Here is a 17749-nt window from a genome sequence, read left to right on the forward strand (position 1 = left end):
CGAAACGGTCGTATTGCCGATGCGCGGGGGGATGCCTCCCCCCCGCGCATCGGCAGGCGCGAACATCTGCTCAAAAGATGGAGAAATCCGTGTGGTCCAGATGGGTCCCGATCAGCACCACGGCCAGTTGAACCGGCTGCGCGCGGCCGGTGCCGTCGGGATCGTAGGAAACAACCCCCGTCGCCGGATTGTAGATGATGTGATCATTGGCATCATGCGCCCGCGTACCTTCCCAATAGGCGCTGTCGGGCAATTGGCCGATGGCGCCGGCCGCCCCGAAAATGCCATGGTCCAGGGCGATCTTGTCGATGCCATGCTCAAAATCCATGATCTTGTCGACATTCTTGCTGCCCGAGGCGTTGAACACGAAACTGTCCGCGCCGCTGCCGCCGATGAGCACGTCATTACCCTTGCCACCGTCGAGCCGATCCGCACCGGCATTGCCCGATAATGTGTCGTTGCCGCCCATGCCGTAAAGCTTGTCATTGCCCGCCTGTCCGGTGAGCGTGTTGGCATAGCTGTTGCCGGTCAGCACCAGATCGACAGGCGCGGTCGGAGGAGGAGGCGGAGGAGCGGCTGTCGTCGTGCCCCAGTCCGCGTGGATATATTGCCCCGGTTGCACGCCGGTATAGCTGATCCCGTTCAGATCGATATCGGCCGTATAATAACCCACGCCGTCATGGGCGGCCTGCGCCTCCACATCGGCCACCGCGGCCGCGCCAGAGACATATTCGATGGCGATCACGTCCTTGCCGGCATCGATCATCTTTTGCAGCAAGGCGAGACTCGCCTGCGTTTCGCTTACCGGCTGCTTGGACCCGCTGTCGGTATAATAGAGGTTTTCCTTGTACATGCCGTCCAGGTGGGAAAAATACGTGTTGTTCGACAGCAATTCCTCGGCGTTGTTGGCCCAGATCTTGAAATTGGGATTCTTCGCGTGCGCATAGTCCGCGAGATAGGCGACCAGATCGGCCATGGCCTGCTCCGCCCCGGCCGCGCCACCGGGGGCGTTCGCCTTGGCCCAGGCCTGCTGATATTCGTCGACGACGTCGAAATAGACGCCGTCATATCCGGCACTGATGATCCTATCGATATAGGCGGTGGCGACGGCACGCCATTCCGGCGTCCAGTAGGCGACCTGATAGTCGCCGGCCCATTGCGGATTTTCCGGCCCAAGAGCCGCCTGAGGGATGGTCTTGAAATAGTCCCGGTAATCTTCGGCTTCACCGATACTGAAATAACCCAGCAACAAGGAGCTTTGTGGACCTCCACCCATCTGGGCAACCTGCGTCGGTGTAAATGCATTGCCATTATCGTCGTAGATGTCGACGACCTTGACATCGAATGGTGCCACCGCAATCTCGGATGGAACTATACCCTGCAAAACATACATGCCTGTGTGCGTCATATTCACTCCTGATACTTATTTTCTGGACCCGAAGATGAAAGATAAGGAAATTGAAAACTGTACAGCGGTCCTATTTCCGCCGACTCATATTTCACCACGACTGTAATTGATGTTTCGCCACCTCGCCGAGGAGGAGCGTCGGCACGGCCACGCGACGGTGTTGACAGGCTGTCTCTTTGATTTTAAAGAAGAATGCCGAAGATGTGCGCAAGGACACTATTGAACCGCTGTTGCGCAGGAAAACCATATCAGAATGCCCCCGTACCGATCACTGACCGGGGGCATGTTTGTGGTGTCGAAAGCTTTCTCCCACATTAACGACCGTCGCCGCCCTGCGCGGGTTACGGCGAGCAGAGCCCTGTATCCGATGATCGGAGGCAATCCCCTTGCTGCCGCGAGGGGCCGCTTGGGAAGCCAGAAGGGGCCTGCTTCGCATCGATCTTAAGGCGGCGACACGGGAGACACCGGACCGCCATATCTCTGGCAAATGCTCGGCGAAGGGTCAGACCGACCTTTGGCACCACCATCTGGGGGGGTGGGACCGAATCCTTCAGAATTTCCAAGAATTATCACGCCGGATCAAAGCGATAAAATCGCCTGATTGGTGACCCCTACGGGAATCGAACCCGTGTTTCAGCCGTGAAAGGGCCGCGTCCTAGACCGCTAGACGAAGGGGCCACATGCAGTTCCGCTTGGGCGTCGCTGCGAAGCGAGGCGGGCATTAGGCGGTGGCTCCGGAACGGTCAACCCCCTTTTCGTCATGAAAATGACGCGGAGCAAAATTTTGCCTATACCCGCCTCAATCGGCCCAGGCGGCATCCTCCAGATGCAGTTCGGCGGCCGGGCGCGGACCCCAATCGTCGATCTTCGCGCGCCCCGCGATCCACAACCGCCGATCGCGGGGCGCACCCAATATCGCCTGGCCCAGATCCGTTTCCGCCTGTCGAAAGGCGATGGTCTTGATCGACCGGCCGTCGTCCCCCGCCATGATCGCGCGCAAATGACCGTTGCCCACCACGTCGGCCTTGATCACCCGCATCGGCCCGGAGGCGATGAGCGGCGCGGGCCAGCCCGCCCCATAGGGGCCGCCCGCATCGATCGCGGCGACGAAATCCGGATTGACCCCCGCCGGGGCCAGCACCGCGTCGATCAGCAAAGCGCGGTCGTCACGCGCCCTGGCCACAGCGCTGGCAAGCCGTTCATCGAGGAAATCGGCCAGCGCATCCACCTTGTCCGCCGCGACCGTCAGGCCCGCCGCCATGGCATGGCCACCGCCCGCGACCAGCAGGCCGCTGTCCTTCGCCGCCAGCACCGCCGCGCCCAGATCGACGCCGGAGATCGAGCGGCCAGACCCCTTGCCGGTGCCGTTCTCATCGACGGCGACGACAATGGCGGGGCGGCCCGCTTTCTCCTTGAGGCGCCCCGCCACGATACCGATCACGCCCGGATGCCAGCCCGCGCCTGACACCAAAGCCACGGCGCGGTTATCCTGCGCGCCGAGCAATTCCTCCGCCTCGGCCTGCACCGCCGCTTCGATGGCGCGGCGTTCCTCGTTCAACAGATCGAGTTCGGCGGCGATCTTCGCTGCCTCCGCCGGGTCCTCGGTGGTCAGCAGCCGCACGCCCAGATCCGCCTTGCCCACGCGCCCGCCCGCATTGATCCGAGGGCCGAGCGCAAAGCCCAGGTCGTGGCAGAGCGGCGCGCGCGTCAGCCGGCTGGCGTCGATCAGCGCGGACAGGCCGATATTGCGGCGCTTCGCCATGATCTTGAGCCCCTGCGCGACGAAGGCGCGATTGAGGCCCTTCAATTGCGCCACATCCGCCACCGTGCCGAGCGCGACGATGTCGAGCAGTTCCATCAGGGGCGGCTCGGACCTTTGGGCGAACCAGTTGCGCTTGCGCAGCACCCGGATCAGCGCCGCGCCGAGCAGGAAGGCCACGCCCACCGCGGCCAGATGACCGTGCGCGGCGGCCTCCACATCCTCGTCGAGCCGGTTGGGATTCACCAGCGCCAGAGCTTCGGGCAGGGCCGCGGCGCATTTATGATGGTCGACCACCACCACGTCGACGCCCACCGCCTTCGCCATGGAAAGCGCTTCGAAAGCCTGTGCGCCGCAATCCACGGTGACGATCAGGGTGGCGCCTTCGCCCGCCAGCCGCACCAACGCCTCGCCCGAGGGGCCATAGCCCTCCATCAAACGGTCGGGGATATAGGGCCGCGCAGCCAAGCCGAGGTCGCGCAGCAGGCGGATCAGCAGCGCCGCGCTGGTGGCGCCGTCGACGTCATAATCGCCGAAGATGCGCACATCCTCACCCTTAACCACCGCGTCGGCCAGCCGTTCGGCGGCGGCGTCCATGTCGCGGAACAGGCTGGGATCGGGCATGAAATGGCGGATGGTGGGATTGCGATGCGCCTCCACCGCGTCGCGCGGACAGCCGCGCGCCAGCAGCAATTGCGTCACCAGATCGTCGGGCCGATAGCCCGGATCGCGCCCATCCCCATTGCCGCCACGCCACCGCCAGGGCTGGCCAAGGATCGAACGGGTGATGTTGAGCGCGATGGTCATGGCTCCGCTCTAAACCCGTTGCGATTCGGAGGGAAGCGCCCGCCGTCATAACGCAGGCGGAACCGAAGCAATTCCTTGCGCGTATTGCTATTCCCGCCCTAGGGGCGAGGGACGAAGAGGGGCAAAGCGGTTTCCATGGGTTCAAGGCAGGCGAAGCGGGTTCGGCGAGCCTTGGGTCCGATGATGATGGCGGCATCCCCCCTCCCCCTGATGGCCCAGACGCCGCCGCAGCCCCCACAGCCGCAGGAAGAACCGATCCTGCCGGACAGCGAATTCGAGGCGCGCCTGCCTCGAACCATCCCCCAGACGGGTCAGCCGCCCCTAAACAGCAGCGCTCCCCTCCCCTCGATCGATGAATGGATCGATCGCCAAATGCCGCAGCCCAGCGTCGCGCAGGAACTGCCGCCCGCAGTCGAACCGCAGGAGGAACGCGAACTTGCCGCCCCCCTGCCGCCGCTCGACAGCGTGCAGGTGCCGCCCCAGGTGGCGACCGACGCCAACCCGCAGGAAAAGACCGAAGCGGTGCGCTACTCCGTGGCGATCGAGGGTTTCGGCAAGACGGGGCTGGAGGATGAATTCCGCGATTCCTCCTCGCTGGTCGGCGGCAAGGGAAAGGCCGACACGGCCGCCATGCTTCAGGCGCGCGCGCATGAGGATGAGGCGCTGGCCGTGCGGCTGCTATATTCGCAGGGCTATTATGACGCCACCGCGCTCGCCTCCCTCGATCAGGCCGGCGACGGGGCGTTGAAGGCGATCGTCTCGGTCACGCCCGGCAAGCGCTATAGCATCGGGACCATCGTCATCCATGCCGGGCCGACCGTTCCGCCCGGCCTGATCCGCGACAGCCTGCCGCTCAGGACCGGCGATTTCATCGTCGCGACGGCGGTCGAAGGCGCGGAGGCCAATGTCGGCGTCAAGCTGCCGGAAAACGGCTATCCCTTCGCCAAGGTGGGGGAACGCGACATATTGCTCGATCCCGCGATGGCGACGGGCGACTATACTCTGCCGGTCGAAACGGGGCCGCGCGGGTCGTTCCGGGCGATCACCACCACGGGCGGGAAACAGGCCTTCGGCGCCGACCATATGACGGTCATCGGCCGCTTCAAGCCGGGCGAACTGTACGACAGCCGCAAGGTCGACGATCTGCGCCGGGCTTTGGTGGCGACCGGCCTGTTCTCCAGCATATCGGTCGATCCGGTCCGCACCAACCAACCCGGCCCGGACGGCACCGAATATGTCGACCTGAACGTCGCGCAGGAGGCAGGCAAGCCGCGCACGCTGGCGGGCGAACTGGGCTATGGCACGGGCCAGGGCTTCCGCGCAGAGGGGACGTGGACGCACCGCAACCTCTTCCCGCCCGAAGGCGCGGTGATCGCCAGCGTCATCGCCGGTACGCAGGAACAAGGCGCATCGGGCACCTTCCGCCGGTCCAATGCGGGCAAGCGCGACAAGAGCTTCCAGACCGGCATTGCGGTAAACCACCAGAATTACGACGCCTATGAGGCCTATACGCTGGGGCTGAATATCGGCTGGTCGCGCCAGTCGACGCCGATCTTCCAGAAGCGCTGGACTTACAGCTATGGCGCGGAGGTGCTGCTGACCAACGAACAGGTGGTGGTCGATCCGGCGACGGCGGACAAGACGCGGCGGACCTATTTCATCGGCGGCCTACCGGTACAGATCGGCTATGACCGGTCCAACGATCTGCTCAATCCCACCAAGGGCTTCCGCGCGAACCTGCGCGCGGAACCGGAAGGGTCGCTGCACGGCAGTTTCTCACCCTATATCCGCGCGACCTTCGACCTTACCGGCTATTATCCGGTGTCCGGCAGTCTGGTCATCGCGGGGCGCGCACGGGTCGGCACGATCAGTGGGGTGAAACGCGACGATGTGGCGCCCTCCCGGCGCATCTATGCGGGTGGCGGCGGATCGGTGCGCGGCTATGGCTATCAGGAACTGGGGCCGAAGGACGCGAACAACGATCCGATCGGCGGCCGGTCCGTCAACGAGTTCGCGGTCGAGGGACGGTATCGCTTCGGGGATTATGGCGTGGTCGCCTTCGTCGATGCGGGACAGGTCTATGAAAGCGCCATGCCGCAATTTTCAAACATCCGGTACGGCGTCGGCCTGGGTGGACGCTTCTACACCAATTTCGGTCCCTTCCGCGCGGATATCGCCATGCCGATCAACCGGCAGCCGGGTGAGTCCAAATTCGCGCTCTATATCGGCATCGGGCAGGCATTCTGATGGCCGAAGACACCCCCGTCACCGAAACGATCGTCGTCCGTGAGAAGCGGCCGCTCTGGCAGAGGATCGCGCTGGGTGCGACCGGCCTGCTCGTCGCGCTGTTGGTGCTGGCCGCCGGGCTGCTGCTGTTCCTCGACACCCAGCCGGGCAAGACATTCCTGATCCGCCAGATCGCCGCGCTCAAGCTGGAATCCGGCATGGCGATCGAGGTCGGCCGGATCGACGGGTCGATCTACAGCGACATGACGATCCGCAATCTGGTGCTGCGCGACCCCAAGGGTATCTTCGCGGTCAGCCCGGAAGTCCATGTGGTATGGAATCCCTTCCGTTACATCGACAACCATATTTCGGTGCGGCTGCTGGAAAGCCCGCTGGTGGTCCTCGCCCGCAGCCCGCAATTCAACGTCACCTCGACCGACCCCAACGCCCCGATCCTCCCCGACCTCGACATCGACGTCGACCGGCTGAAGATCGCGAAGTTCCTCGTCGCCAAGCCCGTCATCGGGCAGAAGCGCGAAATCGCCATCGACGGCGTGACGCATATCGCCGATGGCCGCGCGATCCTGTCGGCCAATGCCGTGGTCGACAGCGGCGATCGCTTGCAGGCCAATCTCGACGCCGTGCCCGCGCAGAACCGCCTGTCCATGAAGGGCACGCTGACCGCGCCCAAAGGCGGCGTGATCGCGGCGATGAGCGGCCTGACCGACGGCTTCATCGCGACGCTGGACGGCAAGGGAACATGGCAGGCGTGGGACGGACGGCTGGTCGCGGCGTCGGACAAGGGCGAACTGGCGAACATTGCTCTGGCCGCCCGCGACGGCCATTTCACGGCGAAAGGGCCGGTGCGGCCGGGGTTGGTCTTCGCCGGAACGGTCGACCGGCTGACGACGCCGCAACTGGATGTGGATCTGCTCGCTGGCCTCAACGAACGGCGGGTGAACCTCAAGGGATCGCTGAAATCCCCGGCCCTTTCCGCCACGGCGAACGGCCTGATCGACCTGGGCAAGAGCCGGTTCAGTGCACTCCGGATCGATGCCGCGCTGCTCACCCCCGGCGCGATCATGGAGAAGGTGAAGGGCCGCGACATGCGCGCGTCGGTGATCCTCGACGGGCCGATGGCGACGCCGTTCGTCGACTATGACATCACGGCGAAGCAACTCGCCTTCGATGCTACCGGGATCGAGAATCTGAAGGCCAGTGGCCGCGCGGTGATCGATACCGACCGCATCCGCATTCCGGTCAGCGCCACCGCCAGCCGCGTCACCGGCCTCAATGCGGCGGCAGGCGGTCTGCTGCACGATCTTCGCGTGAAGGGCGACTTCGCCTATGCGGCGGGCAAGCTGATCAGCGACAATCTGAAGATCGACAGCGACCGGGTGGACGCCACCGCCATCGTGCTCGCCGATCTCGACCATGCGATTTATCGCGGCGCGCTCAAGGGCCGGGTCAACGACTACAGGATCGACGGCGTCGGCATCGTCAATCTCAACACCGATGTGCATCTGGTGCCAGGGCCAAGGGGGGGATTCGGACTGGATGGCCGCTTCGGCGTCCGCACGGCACGGTGGGAAAATGCCTCGGTCCGCGATTTCCTGGGCGGCAATGCGGTGATGTCCGGGCGCATCGGCATGACGCCGGAAGGAAAATTCACCCTCGCCGGACTGAAGGGCGCAGCGCCCAACTTCCAGGTGCATTCCGGATCGGGCAGCTATGATATGGATGGTGCGATCAGCTTCGACGCCAGGGCATCGTCCCGCCAATATGGCCCGCTGGCGCTGACCGTGCGTGGCACGATGGAACGTCCCCAGGCAGTACTGCGCGCCGCCCGCCCCAATGTCGGCGTGCCGTTGCACGACGTCGTGGCGAAGCTCCATGGCGAGCCGGCGGGCTACCGGCTCGAAACCACCGGCGGCTCACCCTACGGCCCCTTCTTCGCCAATGTGCTGATCCGCACCGCCAAGGGCCCGCTGACCATCGACATCACGAAAGCCCGATTCGCCGGAGTCGACATGCACGGCATGGTGCAGCAGAGCGCCGCCGGTCCCTTCACCGGCCAACTGGCGATGAACGGTTCGGGCATTACCGGCACCGCCCGGCTGACAGCGGTGGGCAAGGCGCAGGGCGCTGAGCTCCACGCCGCCGCCAGCAATGCGAAGCTGCCCGGCGAGGCGGATGTGGTGATCGGCCGGGCGCTGCTCACCGCGAACATGGTGATGACCGACCAGCCGCAGATCAGCGCCGACGTGCAGATGGCCAATGCTGCCTATGGCGACTATGTGGTGCGCAAGGCGCGCGGGCGGATCGACTATCGGGGCGGGCGTGGGCGCGCGCAACTGGTCGCGGACGGATCGACCGGCGTGCCCTTCTCCCTCGCGATGAACGCCGCGCTGCGTCCGACCCTCTATGCCGTCGCGCTGGAGGGCAAGGCGAGCAACATTCCCTTCCGCTTCGCCCAGCCCGCCATCATCCGCATCGAAAAGGCGGGATACCGCCTCGAACCCGCCACGCTGGTCCTGCCGCAGGGCCGTGTCGACCTGGCGGGCCGCTTCGGGCAGCAGACGGCGATGCAGGCCCGCTTCAGGGATTTCGACCTCGCCATCGTCAATATGGCGATGCCGGGTCTGGGGATTGGCGGCAAGGCCACCGGGACGCTGGACTATGCGCAAAGCGGCACCGCCTTTCCCACCGCGACCACGCGCCTGGCGATCAGCGATTTCCGCCGCTCCAGCCTGACCGCCGTGTCCGCCCCCGTGTCGATGGCCATCGAGGGCAAACTGTCCGGCGCGGGCGGCGACATGCGCGGTCTCATCCGGCGCGGCGATGCGACGCTGGGCCGCTTCGTCGCGACGCTGGCGCCGCCGGGACCGGGCGCGCGCTGGAGCGAGCAGTTGCAGTCCGCACCGCTCGGCGGCGGCATCCGCTATGCCGGGCCGGCCGACGTGCTTTTCTCTTTCGCGGGGCTCGCCGACCAGCAACTGACCGGACCGATCGCGGTCGCCGCCGACTTTGGCGGACGGCTGACCGCGCCGCGCCTCAACGGCATCGTCCGCGCCAATGCGCTGACTTACGAGAATGAGACGTTCGGCACGCGCGTCACCCAGATGCGCCTCGACGGGCGATTCACCAACGACCGGCTCGACCTGCGCGACTTTTCCGGCCGCGCGGGCGACGGGACCGTGCAGGCGAGCGGGTCGGTGGGTCTTGCGGCAGAGAGCGGCTATCCGATGAATATAGCCGTCAAGCTGGATCGCGCCCGTCTCGCCCGCAGCGAAGCGATCACCAGCGTCGTCAGCGGCACGCTCGCCATCACCAACAGCCCGGCCAACGGCGGACTGATAAAGGGCGACCTGTCGCTCCCCGAGACCCGCTATCGCGTCGCCTGGCAGGGCGGGACCGAGATACGGCAGCTCACCGGCGTCCGGCGCAAGGGCGAAGGAACCGATCTGCTCGACCAGCGCCTTGCCGCGCGACAGGCGGCGGCCAAACCGACAAACTGGAAGCTGGACGTGCGCGTGCGGGCCGACAATGAGATCTATGTGACCGGCATGGGCCTCGATTCCGAATGGAAGACGAACATGCGGGTTACCGGCACCGCCACCGATCCGCGCGTGGTAGGCAAGATCGAGGTGATCCGCGGGCGCTACAGCTTCTCGGGCCACCAGTTCGATCTGGAACAGGGCGTCATCACCTTCAACGGGCCGATGATGAACCCGACGCTGGCGATCCGCGCCGAAACCAAGATCAGCGACGTGACGGCAGGCATAGCCGTGGGCGGCACGGCGCAGCGGCCCGATATCGCCTTCGTCTCCACCCCCACGCTGCCGCAGGACGAAATCCTCGCGCGCATCCTGTTCGGCGACAATGTAGCCAATCTTTCCGCCACCCAGGCGATCCAGTTGGCCGCGGCGCTCAACGGGCTGCGCGGCGGCAGCGGCGGGCTCAATCCCATGGGCAAGCTGCAAAACGCCTCGGGCGTCGACCGCATCGGCATCGTCGGCGGCGACGAGGCGACCGGACGCGGCACTTCGCTGGCGGTCGGACAGCATATCTCCAACAATATCTATGTGGAGGTCATCACCGATCCCAAGGGCTTCACCGCCACCCAGCTGGAGATTTCCCTATCCAGGACGCTGAGCCTGTTGTCGAAGACCGGCACCAATGCGGGATCGTCGGCCAATCTGCGCTATTCGAAGGATTATTGAACATGCTGGGCGCAGGGGTGCGATTTTGGGGGTGGTCTGCGGACTGACAGCTTTTGTAACCTCGGTTCGCCGTGGGCTTGTCGAAGGGCTTCACTTCTTCTTCAAACGCAACGCTTGGAAAGAAAAGAAAAGCCCTTCGACAAGCCGAGGGCGAACGGAGGTTGGACGTCCACAATGGGCCGATACCCGTCCTTTGGCATTCCCCGCCTACCCAACAAACGATAGGCTGCCCCTTCAGGCGCGGGCATTGGAGCCCGCGCGCCATCCCACATCGGAGAAGCTCCCATGTTACCCGCCCGCACCTTCAGCATCTCGATCGATCATGAATGGCAGGCGCTTTACGACAGGATCTGGCAGCCGGAATTTTTTCCGAAATGGGCTTCGGGCCTGGCGGAATCCGGACTGCGGCAGGAAGGGGAGCATTGGTTGGCGGATGGTCCGGAAGGGCCGATCCGCATCCGATTCACGCCGCATAATCCGTATGGCGTGATGGACCATCATGTCGATCTCGGTCAGGGCGAGGAAATCCATGTGCCCTTGCGCGTCGTCCGGAACGGCGATGGCGCGGAGGTCATGCTGACGCTCTTTCGCCAGCCGGACATGGATGATGAACGTTTCGCCGCCGACATCCGATGGATCAATCGCGACCTCAAGGCGCTGAAAAACCTGATCGAAGGGCAGAATATATCCCGATAATATGGATTATATTCTTATAGTTGGTATTTTTCACGATAAAAATTCATCACCTTCCCCAAAAATGGGCAGAAAAAACGGCTTTTCCAGGAATTGGCACGCCCCCTGCAATGCTCCGGGCAGACCCATCTGGGTCCGTTCAGAGAAATCAGGGAAGGAACAACATATGAAGATCGCCACCATTTTTGCCATCGCCGCCGCCATGACGATGGCCGCCACCCCCGCCTTCGCCAAATCCGAAGGGCGCTTCGGCGAAGGGAAGGTCACCTACAACCCGAAGTCGGGCAAATATTGCATCCGCTTCGCCGATCCCGGCTCGATCATGCTGCATAGCATTTGCCGTACCGCCGACGCCTGGGCCGACGCCGGCCTGACGATCACCCGCAAGCCGGCCACGCAACTCGCTGAACGCTGAAGGCGATCCGGGTCGGCCGAAGCGCGCCTGATCCGGGGCCACCCCATGATCTGACGCCTCCCGGTCCCCGTCACACCGGGAGGCATTCCCTTAATGGAAATCCCGTGATTGCGGGAGTATCCGGACATTGCGCGGATGGCTGGCGGAACGCGGGCGGGCACGCGAAGCGTCCGCAGCCGGCCCCTCCGACAGGCGCGACAGTTCCGTCGTCCGGTCGTGCACCCGGCTCGCCATCAGGTGCACGACGCCCTCCTTGCTCCGCTGCACTTCGCCCTCCACCAGCACCAGCCGCGACGCCATCACCGGCCGCCGCTGCATTTCGAACAGCCGCGCCCAAAGCAGGATGTTGGTGATGCCGGTTTCATCCTCGATGGTGATGAAGACGGCATTGCCCTTGCCTGGCCGCTGCCGCACCAGCACGACCCCGGCCGTCTTCACCAACGCGCCATTTTTCGCGGCCGATGTCTGCGCGCAGCTCAACACCCCTTCGGCGGCGAAGACCGGGCGCAGGAACTGCATCGGATGTCCCTTGAGCGACAGGCGCGTCACGGCATAATCGGTGACGACCTGCTCGGACAGGGCCATGGCGGGCAGCATCGCGTCGGGCTCCTCCCCCAGTTCGCGGACCTGATTGTCGCGTGTCCGCGCGGCCGCGAACAGGGGCAGCTCATCCGAGGGCGTCCGCCGCGCCTCCCACAAGGCCGTCCGCCGGTCCTGCCCCAAGGACCTACAGGCGTCCGCATCCGCCAGCAGGCGTAAGGCCCGCGCGGGCAGCCCAGCCCTCCGCGCCAGATCCTCGACACTGGAAAACAGCTCGTCCGCCCGCACCGCGACCAGCCGTTGCGCCCAATCCTCGCGAAAGCCGTCGACCTGGCGCAACCCCAGCCGCAGCGCCAGGGCGCGCCCCTGCCCCTCGCCCCGCCGGCTGTCCCGCGAACGCAATAGCGGTTCAAGGCTGTTGTCCCACCCGCTCATGTTCACATCGACATCATGCACGCTCACGCCATGGTCCCGCGCATCCCGCACGATCTGCGCAGGGGCGTAGAAACCCATGGGCTGCGAATTGAGCAGGGCGCAGGCGAACACGGCGGGCTGATGGCATTTGATCCAGGCCGACACATAGACCAGCCGCGCAAAGGACAAGGCATGGCTTTCCGGGAAACCATAGCTGCCGAACCCCTCGATCTGCTTGAAGCAACGCTGAGCGAACTCGGCCTTGTAACCGCGGGCGACCATGCCGTTGATCATCTTCTCCCGGAAATGATGGATGGTGCCGACATTGCGGAAGGTCGCCATGGCGCGGCGGAGTTGATTGGCCTCCGATGAGGAAAAGCCCGCCGCGACGATCGCCAGTTTCATCGCCTGTTCCTGGAACAGCGGCACGCCATAAGTCTTGCCCAGCAATGTCCTCAATTCGTCCCGTGGGCCGTGGGCCGGATGCGGGAAGGGAAATTCGATCTCTTCCTCCCCGCAACGCCGCCGCAAATAGGGATGGACCATGTCCCCCTCGATCGGTCCCGGCCGCACGATCGCCACCTGCACGGTCAGGTCGTAAAGGTCCTGCGGCTTCAAACGCGGCAGCATGTTGATCTGCGCCCGGCTTTCGACCTGAAAGACCCCGATGCTGTCGCCCTTTTGCAGCATTCGATAAACGGCCGGATCGTTCGATTCGATATCGACCTTCAGATCATGATCGCCCAAGCCATGGCATCGCATCAGTTCATAGGACCTGCGGATACAGCTCAACATCCCCAGCGCCAGCACATCGACCTTCATCAGGCCGAGCGCATCGATATCGTCCTTGTCCCATTCGATGAAACTGCGATCGGGCATGGCGGCATTGTGGATCGGCACGGTTTCGTCCAGCCGGTTCTGCGTCAACACGAAGCCGCCGACATGCTGGGAGAGATGCCGTGCGAAAGGCGCGCGGATCAACTGTTCCACCAGGGATCGCAACCGCACCATTTCCGGATTGTCGAGGCCGAATCCCGCTTCCACGAACCGCGCATCGCCCAGATCGCCGGAATAGCTGCCCCATACCGTACTGGATAATCGCGCCGCGACATCTTCGCTCAACCCGAGCACCTTCGTCACTTCGCGCAGAGCGCTGCGGGATCGATAATGAATGACGGTCGCCGCAATGCCCGCGCGTTCCCGCCCATAGCGGCGGTAGATATATTGCATCACCTCTTCGCGCCGCTCATGCTCGAAATCGACATCGATATCGGGTGGCTCGTCCCGCTCCTCCGACACGAAGCGGGAAAAGAGCAGATCGTGATGCATCGGATCGATGGAGGTGACGTCGAGCAGGAAGCAGACGATCGAATTGGCGGCGGACCCCCGCCCCTGGCATAATATCGGGGGCTTTCGCGTGCGGGCGAAACGCACCAGATCATGCACTGTCAGGAAATAATAGGCGTAATTCTGCTTGCGGATCAGCCGAAGTTCCTGCCCGATCAACGCTTTCACCTTGGGCGGCAACCGTCGTCCATAACGCCGCTTCGCCCGGCTTCGCACCAGATGTTCCAGCCAGCCGTCGGGCGACCAGCCCGGCGGAACCGGCTCATGGGGATATTCATATTGGAGATCGGTCAGGCGGAAACCGATCCCTTCGACAAAGCGGATCGTTTCCGCCACCGCCTGCGGACAGGACGCAAAGAGCCGCGCCATTTCGGCAGGCGATTTCAGATGACGCTCGGAATTCGCCTCCAACCTTCGTCCGGCTTCCTTCAGCGTCACGCCTTCCCGGATGCAGCTCAACACATCCTGAAGCGGCCTTGCCGACTCTTCGGCATAGAGCGCGTCATTGGTCGCCAGCAACGGCACATTCAGCTCTGCCGCCACACCCTGCATTCGCGCCATATGGCGGGCGTCGCGGCCCTGATAACGCAGACAAAGCCCAAGCCACACACGCCCCGGCGCCTTGCCCCGCAAAAGGCGAAGCGTCCCGGTCCAATCCATCGGCGGAAGGGAAGACGATACCAGCCGCAGATGCGGAGCATCCCCCTCCGGCTGCCGATCGTCGAGAGGATAATCGGGTGGCGAAGCATGCCCCCGCTGCAACCGCGCCGTGGAGAAAGGCATGACGACAAGCTGCATGTCGTCCAGATGCGCGATCAGGTCGCCCATGCGGAGAATACAATCCCCTTTGACAGCCAGCATGTTTCCGCGAGTCAAAAGGCGGGTCAGCCGTCCCCAGCCGAAGCGGCTGGTGGGATAGGCCAATATGTCCGGCGTCCCATCGACGAAAACCAGCCGCGCACCGACGACCAGGCGCAGATCGGTTTCGCAGGCGGCCTGCTCCCCGGCCGTCAGCGCCGGTGCCTCCCCCTTTTCCTTCTTCGCATCCATCCATGCCTGTCGCGCCTTCTCGGGCGCATCACGCAACGCGACATAGGCGCGCACGACGCCCGCCACGCTGTTCCGGTCGGCGATGCCGATCGCATGCAGGCCGAGTTCCATGGCCCTTGCGATCAGGTCGGAGGGATGAGAGGCGCCATGCAGGAAGCTGTAATTGGTCATGACGCCAAGCTCGGCAAAGAGCGGCGCTTCAGGCGGCTTTCCGGTTTGCCGATGCCTATGCCCTCGCTCGGCCTCCAGCCTGTCCAACTCCCGCCGGTCGGTGGACTTGGGCCGGGACGGATCGGGTCCATGCCGTTTCATGCGAACAGGCCGTGGATATACCAGCCCGGATGCGCCGCTTCCGTACCATAAAGGCCATGGCGGAATATCCAGTAGCGGCGCCCCCGCGCATCCTCCACCCGGTAATAGTCGCGCGTAAGGCCAGCGCTTTCGCCCTCCAGCGCGCCGTCCTTCGCCTTCCACCATTCGGGCGCGATCCGTTCGGGACCTTCGAAGCGGATGATCTCATGCAAGGCCCGGCGCCAGCGGAAGCGGTGCGGCGGACCATCGGGCACCTCCGCCACCACCTCGACCGGCTGGGGCGGGTCGAACAGATGCAGCGGACGGAGCGGTGGATCGCCCTTCTCCTCCTGACTGGGCCAGTGGGCCGGCGCACGGCTTTCGACGGCGGGCAGGGCCAGTTGCGCCTGTTCGGGAATATGGCTGTCATTGGGGTGAAGCCGCTGAATCCGGTTTCGCCCCGCCCGGATCGACAGCCGGTCGACCAGTGCGGCCATGCCTTCGCCCCGGCGCGCCTCGCCGCCTTCCAGCGCCAATTGAGTGGGCGCCATCGGTTCGGCCTGCGGCACGGTGAGGCGCAGCATGTCGAAGCCGAAGCCGGGATCGAGCGGATCGGACAAGCCGTCGATCCGCTCCTGCACCAGCCGCATGATCGTCGGCGCGTCGCGGACCGGCAGGCTGGTTTCGACCCGCAGCGGAAAGGCGAGGCCATCGCTGCGGAAAAAGACCGCCTCGAACCGGCGGCCGCCCTGCCCCCGTTCGGTCAAACCTTCCCCGGCCTCGGCAGCCATTTCCTCCAGCGTCCTGAGGGCAAAGGCCGTGCTGCCGATCGGTTCGGCGAAGCGCCGCTCGATGCGGACGACCGGACGGGGACGCCGCGGCGCCAGCGGTCGCCGCCCCAATCCCAGCAGATTGCCGAGCGCGTCGACCGCGTCCTCGCCGAACCGTGCCGCCAAGGCCGATGCCGGTCGCGCCGCCAGATCGCCCACAGTGCGCAACCCCGCCCGGCGCAGCGCCACGGCGCTCTCCTCCTCCAGCCGCAACACCTCGACCGGCAGCCGCCGCAACGCCGCATTCTCGTCCGCCGCCGCGCCCGCCGGGAACCGGCACAGCGCATGGGCCCCCTCCGCCGTCCCGGCCAGGGCATGGCGTACACCCATGCCGTGTCGCTCCAGCCGGTCGACCGCATCGCGCGCCAGCACCTCCTCCCCGCCCCAGAGATGCGCGCAACCTGTGATGTCGAGGATCAGGCCGAAGGGCGAATCGAGCGCTGCGATCGGCGTGTAGCGCGTACAACCGTCGCACAGCCGCTCCAGCCAATCCTGATCGCCATGGGGATCGGCGTCGAAAACCCGCAGAGCCGGCTCCCGGGCCCGGGCATCGGCCAGCGTCATGCCGGGCGTCAGCCCCAGCGCCAGGGCATCGGCGTCCAGCGTCGCCAACCGCATCGCGCCGCGCACCTGTTCGACGACCACCGCCGGACCCTCACCCCCCGCTCCCCCAGCTTTGGTCGCCCAGAGGTCAGGCCGCGCGATCCGAAGCCGATCGATCGGCAGAAAGGGGAACCACAGCGCCAGATAGCGCCGCCTGTCCGTAGCCTCCTGCACTGTCTTGTCCATGATCATGGCGTTCATCGCGCGCCTCTTCATCCGCCTTTGCAAAGCTGCTCCGCCCGCTGTCCCATGTGAGCCGCCAGTGGAAGCCATCCGGTCCCGCCCGTTGGCGCAGCAGGGACAGATCGAAGGCGCTCATCCCCGGCGCATTGCCCGGCAAGGGGATGGAGGGCGCCGCCCTCACCTGCCAGCGCGTATCGGCGGCGCTCGGCACCGGTTCTCCACCGATCCGCAGGATGACGGCCGTCACGCCCGATCCCTCCGCCGCCAGTGCCAGCCGCCGGCTGGCCGTGAGATCCAGCAGCGGCGCCCGGCCCCGCAGTTCGATCATCAGCGCACCGAGCGCCGGACATCGCAGCGCATCGACCGCCGCGCGCAAAAGCATGGCCTCCTCCGTCATGACACCGATCAGCAACCGGTCAGGCGCCATGCCCAACGCCGCCAATCCCGGCCCATAGGCCATGCCGCCAGCCCGCTCCGCCGCCGCGGTGCGCAGCCAGAGCAACGGCTGCTCGCCCGCCAGCAATTGTGCGAAGCCGAGCGCCAACCCAGCCGCAGCGCCTTCGTCCTCGATGCTACCGAACAGCTCATGCAACCGCCCACGGGAAAGGCCGCCACCCAACGCCCGGTCGAGCTGCACATGCCCCGTCGCCACCCGCGGGACGGCTTGCCCCGCAGGAATGCGTTCCAGCGATGCGATGCGCCGCCGCAGGGCAGCCAGGGTTGTTACCGACTCGATCATATCTTTTGTTCCCGATATGTTCTTTTGACGCAACTATGGTGGCTGTCAATTGCTATGGCAGTGCGGCCTTGGGTGGAAGGCAGACCCCTAGAGCGCGCTGCGCTAAATCGTACGCGAGCCGCACGCTCTAAGCTTTTGTTGTCGCATCGCTTTAAGCGCAAAACCGGTTCCCACTTTTGCGCACGATGCTCTAGTTTGAATGCTTGTGTTCCTGCGAAGGC

Annotated in this window: 9 protein-coding genes and 1 tRNA gene; 4 read left to right on the forward strand and 6 right to left on the reverse strand. The window is 65.0% G+C overall.

From position 1 onward, the window contains the following. Positions 1–70 precede the first annotated feature (70 nt). The 3 genes from YP76_RS28995 to recJ form a co-directional block, all read right to left on the reverse strand. The gene (locus YP76_RS28995; RefSeq protein ID WP_269748600.1) at positions 71–1354 is read right to left on the reverse strand and encodes an endo alpha-1,4 polygalactosaminidase; all 1284 of its coding nucleotides are present in this window, start codon (positions 1352–1354) and stop codon (positions 71–73) included. A 656-nt stretch (positions 1355–2010) separates the two neighbouring features. Continuing rightward, positions 2011–2086, reverse strand: a tRNA-Glu gene (locus YP76_RS00220). A gap of 121 nt (positions 2087–2207) precedes the next feature. Further along, positions 2208–3974 carry a single-stranded-DNA-specific exonuclease RecJ gene (gene recJ / locus YP76_RS00225; protein ID WP_046761642.1) on the reverse strand — a complete coding sequence of 589 codons (1767 nt, stop codon included), beginning with the start codon at positions 3972–3974 and terminating at the stop codon, positions 2208–2210. A 135-nt stretch (positions 3975–4109) separates the two neighbouring features. Here recJ and YP76_RS00230 point away from each other — a divergent pair, with 135 nt between their 5' ends. From YP76_RS00230 to YP76_RS00245, 4 genes are all read left to right on the forward strand, one after another. Further along, a complete protein-coding gene (locus YP76_RS00230; RefSeq protein WP_046761643.1) occupies positions 4110–6221 on the forward strand; it encodes an autotransporter assembly complex protein TamA in 2112 nt (703 codons plus the stop codon). Further along, positions 6221–10423, forward strand: a complete 4203-nt coding sequence (locus YP76_RS00235) for a translocation/assembly module TamB domain-containing protein (protein WP_046761644.1) — start codon at positions 6221–6223, stop codon at positions 10421–10423. The genes YP76_RS00230 and YP76_RS00235 overlap by 1 nt, the downstream gene beginning before the upstream one ends. A gap of 285 nt (positions 10424–10708) precedes the next feature. After that, the gene (locus tag YP76_RS00240; protein ID WP_046761645.1) at positions 10709–11119 is read left to right on the forward strand and encodes a hypothetical protein; all 411 of its coding nucleotides are present in this window, start codon (positions 10709–10711) and stop codon (positions 11117–11119) included. A 163-nt stretch (positions 11120–11282) separates the two neighbouring features. Continuing rightward, complete coding sequence (locus tag YP76_RS00245) at positions 11283–11531, forward strand: hypothetical protein (RefSeq protein ID WP_046761646.1); 249 nt, start codon at positions 11283–11285, stop codon at positions 11529–11531. 90 nt (positions 11532–11621) lie between these two features. On the opposite strand, the gene YP76_RS00250 is transcribed toward YP76_RS00245, so the two are convergent. The 3 genes from YP76_RS00250 to YP76_RS00260 are packed head-to-tail and all read right to left on the reverse strand — an operon-like array spanning position 11622 to position 17528. Beyond that, a complete protein-coding gene (locus YP76_RS00250) occupies positions 11622–15194 on the reverse strand; it encodes an error-prone DNA polymerase (protein ID WP_046761647.1) in 3573 nt (1190 codons plus the stop codon). Then, positions 15191–16798 carry a Y-family DNA polymerase gene (locus YP76_RS00255; protein ID WP_046761648.1) on the reverse strand — a complete coding sequence of 536 codons (1608 nt, stop codon included), beginning with the start codon at positions 16796–16798 and terminating at the stop codon, positions 15191–15193. The genes YP76_RS00250 and YP76_RS00255 overlap by 4 nt, the downstream gene beginning before the upstream one ends. After that, complete coding sequence (locus tag YP76_RS00260) at positions 16695–17528, reverse strand: ImuA family protein (protein ID WP_046761649.1); 834 nt, start codon at positions 17526–17528, stop codon at positions 16695–16697. Before YP76_RS00260 ends, YP76_RS00255 begins: the two co-directional genes overlap by 104 nt. Positions 17529–17749: the final 221 nt, after the last annotated feature.

The organism is Sphingobium chungbukense (assembly GCF_001005725.1).
Classification (GTDB): domain Bacteria; phylum Pseudomonadota; class Alphaproteobacteria; order Sphingomonadales; family Sphingomonadaceae; genus Sphingobium; species Sphingobium chungbukense.

Excerpts from the sequence above, each read along its gene's own strand:
- YP76_RS00235 (WP_046761644.1), top strand. The coding sequence starts at position 6,221 with ATGGCCGAAGACACCCCCGTCACCGAAACGATCGTCGTCCGTGAGAAG.
- YP76_RS00245 (WP_046761646.1), top strand. The coding sequence starts at position 11,283 with ATGAAGATCGCCACCATTTTTGCCATCGCCGCCGCCATGACGATGGCC.
- YP76_RS00230 (WP_046761643.1), top strand. The coding sequence starts at position 4,110 with ATGGGTTCAAGGCAGGCGAAGCGGGTTCGGCGAGCCTTGGGTCCGATG.
- YP76_RS00240 (WP_046761645.1), top strand. The coding sequence starts at position 10,709 with ATGTTACCCGCCCGCACCTTCAGCATCTCGATCGATCATGAATGGCAG.
- YP76_RS00255 (WP_046761648.1), bottom strand. The coding sequence starts at position 16,798 with ATGATCATGGACAAGACAGTGCAGGAGGCTACGGACAGGCGGCGCTAT.
- YP76_RS00250 (WP_046761647.1), bottom strand. The coding sequence starts at position 15,194 with ATGAAACGGCATGGACCCGATCCGTCCCGGCCCAAGTCCACCGACCGG.
- YP76_RS00260 (WP_046761649.1), bottom strand. The coding sequence starts at position 17,528 with ATGATCGAGTCGGTAACAACCCTGGCTGCCCTGCGGCGGCGCATCGCA.
- recJ (WP_046761642.1), bottom strand. The coding sequence starts at position 3,974 with ATGACCATCGCGCTCAACATCACCCGTTCGATCCTTGGCCAGCCCTGG.